The organism is Pseudomonas sp. 05N433 (genome assembly GCF_056396925.1).
The window spans coordinates 70,106-76,105 of record NZ_JBFTML010000021.1; the positions used below are offsets into that span (position 1 = coordinate 70,106).

The window sequence follows — 6,000 nt, forward strand, 5'->3', positions numbered from 1 at the left end:
CTACAGGATGTGCGCGATCCCTGTAGGAGCGAGGCTTGCCCGCGAACGATTCACCACCAAACTTCCCGCTTACAACGACTCCAGGCACCCGGCCAAATCATTTCCCAATTTTTCCAGCACCTGCTCATACCCCTGGGCGGTCGCTGGCGTGTACCCGCCCAGCGCATCCAGCTCTGCCAGTTTCACCGGTAGCCCGGCCACCAGGGTTTCTGCCAGGCGCGGGCGCAGCGGCGGTTCGCTGAACACGCAAGTTTTGCCGACTTCCTGCAACCGCGCGCGCATCGCCGCGACGTGCTGGGCACCGGGCTGTACTTCGGCTGCGACACTGAACACACCGGCGTGCTTGAGGCCGTAGGCGTCTTCGAAGTAGTCGAAGGCTTCGTGGAACACGAAGTAAGGCTTGTTCGCGATCCCTGCCAGGCGAGCCTTCAGGCGTAGGTCCAGGGCATCCAGGCGTTCATCGAAGGCTTTGAGGTTGCTCTGATAGCGCGCCGCGTTAGCCGGATCGGCTGCACTCAGATCGGCCGCCATTTTGCTGGCGATCACTCGGGCGTTGATCGGTGACAACCACAAGTGCGCATCCAGGCTGCCGGGGCGATGATCGTGGTCATGCTCATCGGCTTCTTCGGCGTGGGAGTGGCTGTCTTCGGCGAAACGTCGCAGCTTCAGGCCAGGCAAATCCTGCACTGCGACGCTGGGCAGCGTACGACCTTTCAGTACGCGAGGCAGAAAACCCTCCATGTCCGGACCGATCCAGTAAACCAGGTCCACCGACTGCACCTTCCGTACGTCGGATGGGCGCAAGGCATAGTTATGCGGTGATGCTCCGGGCGGCAGCAACACTTCCGGAATCGCCACACCTTCCTGCACCGCAGCAGCAATCAGCTGCAGCGGCTTGATGCTGGTAAGTACTTTGACTTCGGCCTGGGCTGAACCGATCAGCAGAAAACTTGCGACAAATGCGACAAAGATAGAAAAAAGTCGGGACACGATGACCACTCGAAGAGGCGAGAACGGGTAACATAATAACGTCTCTCACAACACTCGTCGCCGCTCATGCCTAAAACACCGATTGCCAGTCGTCCCCACGACCACTCTCATTGCGTCCATAGCGCATTGTCTGAGGCCGATGCCTTGTGCGCACGTCAGGGGCTACGCCTGACCGCTTTGCGCCGGCGGGTGCTGGAACTGGTCTGGCAAAGCCATAAACCTCTGGGTGCCTACGACATTCTGGCGGTGCTCAGCGAGCAGGACGGCCGCCGAGCTGCGCCGCCGACCGTGTATCGTGCGCTGGATTTTCTGCTGGAAAACGGCCTGGTACACCGCATCTCCTCGCTGAACGCCTTCGTCGGCTGCAATCACCCGGAACACGCTCACCAAGGCCAGTTCCTGATTTGCCGCCAATGCCACGCCGCCATCGAGCTTGAACAGAAGTCCATCAGCGACGCGATCGTCGGCAGCGCCAGGGACGTCGGATTTATCGTCGAGGCCCAGACCGTTGAAGTCATCGGTCTCTGCTCGGGTTGCCAGGGGGCTTAATGAGCAATGCGCTGATCCGTCTTGAGCAGGTGGCCGTCACTTTTGCCGGGCAAAACGTGCTGGATAACATCGAACTGAGCGTCGAGCCGGGGCAGATCGTTACCCTGATCGGCCCTAATGGCGCCGGCAAAACCACGCTGGTGCGCGCGGTGCTCGGTTTGTTGAAGCCGGACAGCGGCAGCGTCTGGCGCAAGCCGAAGTTGCGCGTCGGTTACATGCCGCAAAAACTCCATGTCGATCCAACCCTGCCGCTATCAGTGCTGCGTTTCTTGCGTCTGGTCCCTGGCGTGGACCGCGCTCGGGCCTTGGCCGCCCTCAAGGAAGTCGGCGCCGAGCAGGTGATCGACAGCCCGGTGCAAAGTGTTTCCGGTGGCGAAATGCAGCGAGTACTGCTGGCCCGGGCATTGCTGCGCGAGCCGGAGTTGCTGGTGCTCGATGAGCCGGTACAAGGCGTCGACGTGGCCGGTCAAGCCGAGCTCTATAGCCTGATCACACGTCTGCGCGACCGTCATGGCTGCGGCGTATTGATGGTCTCTCACGATTTGCATCTGGTGATGAGCACCACCGACCAGGTGGTGTGCCTGAATCGCCATGTCTGCTGCTCCGGGCATCCCGAGCAGGTCAGCGGCGATCCCGCGTTCGTCGAACTGTTCGGAAAGAACGCACAAAGTCTGGCGATTTATCACCACCATCACGACCACGCTCACGACCTGCATGGCTCGGTGGTCATTGCGACCCCGTCGGCCCATACCCATATTCATGGAGATAGCTGCAAGCATGGCTGATTTTCTGCTCTTCGCCCTGCTTGCAGGTCTGGCCCTGGCGCTGGTTGCGGGCCCGTTGGGTTCGTTTGTGGTCTGGCGGCGCATGGCTTATTTCGGCGACACCCTGTCCCACGCCGCGCTGCTGGGTGTGGCGCTGGGCTTCCTGCTGGATGTCAGCCCGACCGTGGCTGTCACCGTAGGCTGCCTGTTGCTGGCAGTGTTGCTGGTGACGCTGCAACAGCGGCAGCCATTGGCGTCTGACACGCTGTTGGGAATTCTCGCACCGAGCACGCTCTCCCTGGGCCTGGTGGTACTAAGCTTCATGCATGAAGTGCGGATCGACCTGATGGCCTATCTGTTCGGCGACCTGCTGGCGATCAGCCCGACCGATCTGGCCTGGATCCTCGGCGGCAGCGCGGCGGTGCTGGTATTGCTTGTCACGCTGTGGCGACCCTTGCTGGCGATCACCGTGCATGAAGAACTGGCCAGGGTGGAAGGTTTGCCGGTGGCGGCGTTGCGTCTGGTCCTGATGTTGCTGATCGCCGTGGTGATCGCGGTGGCGATGAAAATCGTCGGCGTGTTGCTGATTACTTCGTTACTGATTATTCCGGCGGCTGCGGCACAACGTCACGCCCGCTCGCCGGAGCAGATGGCACTGGGCGCGAGCCTGCTGGGCATGCTCGCGGTGTGTGGCGGGCTGGCGTTGTCCTGGTTCAAGGACACCCCGGCTGGCCCGTCGATTGTGGTGGCGGCCGCCGCGTTGTTTCTGCTGAGTTTTGTCCTGCCCCGTCGAGGGGTGTAGACTTGCTYGTTTTTTGCGCAAATAGAGAGTCGCAGGAATGAAGCCGTTCGCCTCCCGTTATCTGCTCCTTGTCGCATTTTCGCTGCTACTGGGTGCTTGCCAAAGCACGCCGCCGGCGGCCACCGAGGCCCCCGATGCACGGGCCACGGCTATTGCACAGCTGGAACAAAGCCTGGCCAGCAGCGAGCTGGCCACCGCCGAGGATCAATTGGCGGCCTTGCAGGCCGAGTCGCCCAACGATCAATCCCTTGAGCAATACCAGCGGCAATTGGCCGAAGCCTATTTGCTGCGCAGCCAGATCGTGTTGCAAAAAGGTGATGTGAATGCCGCGGCCACTGCCCTCAGCCGTGCCCGGGTATTGATGCCCAAGGCCCCGGCGCTGACCGGTGGCGTTAACAATGCAATTGTTCATGCACGCAAGGCTGAACTGGATAAAGCCGAAGCGGCCCTCAAGGCTGCCGAAGCCAGACCGCAGGCCAAAGTGATCGACCCGACGGCTGAAAGCACGAAGGTGGCATTGAACCTCAACGATATGAGCAAACTTCGTCGTCAACTGGATGCTATCGCCGCCGATGTGGTGAATTATCAGTGCGACGTGAGCATTCAGGTTCCCCGTACTCAGGACTACCCATGGTTGGCCACGTTGCTGACCAAACGGGTGAAGAAGCTGGATTCGGGGTTTGATCTGAAGCTGGAGAAACAGATTCTGCGCAATATTCCGGCGCAGATGGTTTTGAGCCCTCGCAAGCCCTAAAAGCATCGCGGGCAAGCCTAGGTCCTACAGGCCCGGATTGATCACACATTATGTGTACGACCCAAAACCGTAGGAGCGAGGCTTGCCCGCGAAGGCGCCCTTCCTGTCGATAGAAATCCCTAAGCCGGAATCGCCTTGGCCTTAGGCTCCCTGTCCCATACTCTATGCTGACCGATCGCGGCAAAAAACGCCTTGAACAACTTGGTATCCGTACCCACGATCAACCCCGCGTCCGCTTCCAGTTTCAATACCTCCAGCAACTGCTTCGCTTCGCCATGCAAGGCGATCGCCTTCAGGTGTTTGTATGCCTCCAACAGGTAATGCAGCGCCACACCATCACTGCTTAGTGCCTTGATCGACGCCGCGCCACCCGGCACGAACACCGCGTCGAAGGCCACGGACGGCAAACCTTCCATCGACGCATCCACCGGCAGTGCTTTGCCATTGGCGGTGGTCACGGGGGCCGAGGTCGGGCCGAGCAGTTTGGCGTGAGCGCCTTCGGCCTTCAGCGCTTTCTTCATGGCGTCAATCGCCGCGCCATCGACACCGTTGGCCGCCAGGATCGCGACTTTTCGGGTTTTAATGTCTTCGGGCAACAAGTTAGCCTGGCTCAGGGCAGGGGAGTGATCCAGTGAGGTGTTACGCACCTTGACCGTTCCAGCCTTCGGAACCGGCAAGCCCAGGTTCTGCGCCACGCGTTTGGCCAGTTCCAGATCGATATTGGCCAGGATCTCATTGACCTGACGCACACGAATAAACTCGCGTTCGACCTTGCCCAGCTCAAAGCTGTAGGCGGCAATGATGTGCTCCTGTTCGTGCTTGCTCATGCTGTGGAAAAACAGCCGAGCCTGGGAGAAGTGGTCGCTGAACGACTCGCTGCGCTGGCGGATCTTGGCGGCGTCGACGCGCTCCGGGTAACTCTCGAAGCCGCCGTCCTGCGCTGCGGGCAGGGTCTCCTTCGGCCAGCCACTGTCGATGGAGTTCGGCTCGTAGGAAGCACGCCCCTTGTCGATGGTGGTGCGGTGCTGCGCATCCCGTTGACCGTTATGGAACGGTGCCAGTGGGCGGTTGATCGGGATCTCGTGAAAGTTCGGTCCGCCAAGTCGGCTGATCTGCGTATCGGTGTAGGAAAACAGCCGGCCTTGTAGCAGCGGATCATTCGAAAAATCGATTCCGGGCACGATATGCCCTGGGCAGAAGGCAACCTGTTCAGTCTCGGCGAAGAAGTTGTCCGGGTTGCGGTTGAGCACCATCTTGCCCAGGGGAGTGATCGGTACGATTTCCTCGGGGATGAGCTTGGTCGGATCAAGGATGTCGAAGTCGAAGGCATGTTCGCTTTCCTCCTCGATGACCTGTACGCCCAATTCCCACTCTGGATAGTCCCCCGTCTCGATGGACTCCCAGAGATCACGGCGATGGAAGTCGGCGTCTTTCCCGGCGAGCTTCTGCGCTTCATCCCACACCAGCGAACAGGTGCCGGYGACGGGGCGCCAATGGAATTTGACGAACCGCGATTTGCCCTCGGCGTTGATCATGCGGAACGTGTGCACGCCGAAGCCTTGCATGCTGCGCAGGCTTTTGGGGATCGCCCGGTCGGACATGGTCCAGATCACCATGTGCGCGGACTCCGGCACCAGAGAAACAAAGTCCCAAAAGGTGTCGTGGGCCGAACCGCCGGTAGGAATTTCATTGTGGGGCTCGGGTTTTACCGCGTGCACGAAGTCAGGAAACTTGATCGCATCCTGAATGAAGAACACCGGCATGTTGTTACCCACGAGGTCGAAGTTGCCTTCGTCGGTGAAAAACTTCACCGCGAAACCGCGTACGTCGCGCACGGTATCGCCCGACCCGCGCGGGCCTTGCACCGTGGAGAAGCGCACAAAAACCGGAGTTTTTTGATGTGGATCTTGTAGGAATGCGGCCTTGGTCAGTACGGAATGGGGCTCGTAGGCCTGGAAGTAACCGTGGGCGCCAGTGCCGCGRGCATGAACGATGCGCTCAGGAATACGTTCATGGTCAAAATGCGTGATCTTTTCACGCATGATGAAGTCTTCCAGCAATGACGGCCCACGGGCGCCGGCCTTCAACGTGTTCTGATTGTCCGCGACCTTCACGCCCTGGTTGGTGCGCAGGGCCTGCTC

Annotated in this window: 6 protein-coding genes; 4 read left to right on the plus strand and 2 right to left on the minus strand. The window is 60.2% G+C overall.

The window, feature by feature from the left end; all coding sequences use genetic code 11:
* Positions 1 to 69 precede the first annotated feature (69 nt).
* A complete protein-coding gene (locus AC1DIS_RS13750) occupies positions 70 to 990 on the minus strand; it encodes a zinc ABC transporter substrate-binding protein ZnuA (protein ID WP_086945255.1) in 921 nt (306 codons plus the stop codon).
* 66 nt (positions 991 to 1,056) lie between these two features.
* Between AC1DIS_RS13750 and zur the strand changes: the two genes are divergently transcribed.
* The 4 genes from zur to AC1DIS_RS13770 are packed head-to-tail and all read left to right on the plus strand — an operon-like array spanning position 1,057 to position 3,859.
* Positions 1,057 to 1,539 (plus strand): zinc uptake transcriptional repressor Zur, encoded by a 483-nt coding sequence (zur, locus tag AC1DIS_RS13755; RefSeq protein ID WP_026286509.1) that lies wholly within the window; start codon positions 1,057 to 1,059, stop codon positions 1,537 to 1,539.
* A complete protein-coding gene (gene znuC, locus AC1DIS_RS13760; protein ID WP_138866580.1) occupies positions 1,539 to 2,324 on the plus strand; it encodes a zinc ABC transporter ATP-binding protein ZnuC in 786 nt (261 codons plus the stop codon). The genes zur and znuC overlap by 1 nt, the downstream gene beginning before the upstream one ends.
* Complete coding sequence (gene znuB / locus AC1DIS_RS13765) at positions 2,317 to 3,105, plus strand: zinc ABC transporter permease subunit ZnuB (protein ID WP_019580298.1); 789 nt, start codon at positions 2,317 to 2,319, stop codon at positions 3,103 to 3,105. Before znuC ends, znuB begins: the two co-directional genes overlap by 8 nt.
* Positions 3,106 to 3,142: 37 nt before the next feature.
* Complete coding sequence (locus AC1DIS_RS13770) at positions 3,143 to 3,859, plus strand: PA5502 family lipoprotein (protein WP_477748743.1); 717 nt, start codon at positions 3,143 to 3,145, stop codon at positions 3,857 to 3,859.
* Between the two features lie 119 nt (positions 3,860 to 3,978).
* Here AC1DIS_RS13770 and katE read toward each other — a convergent pair.
* Positions 3,979 to 6,000, minus strand: a 2,022-nt coding sequence (katE, locus tag AC1DIS_RS13775) for a catalase HPII (protein ID WP_477780929.1), incomplete at its 5' end; no start/stop codon positions are given.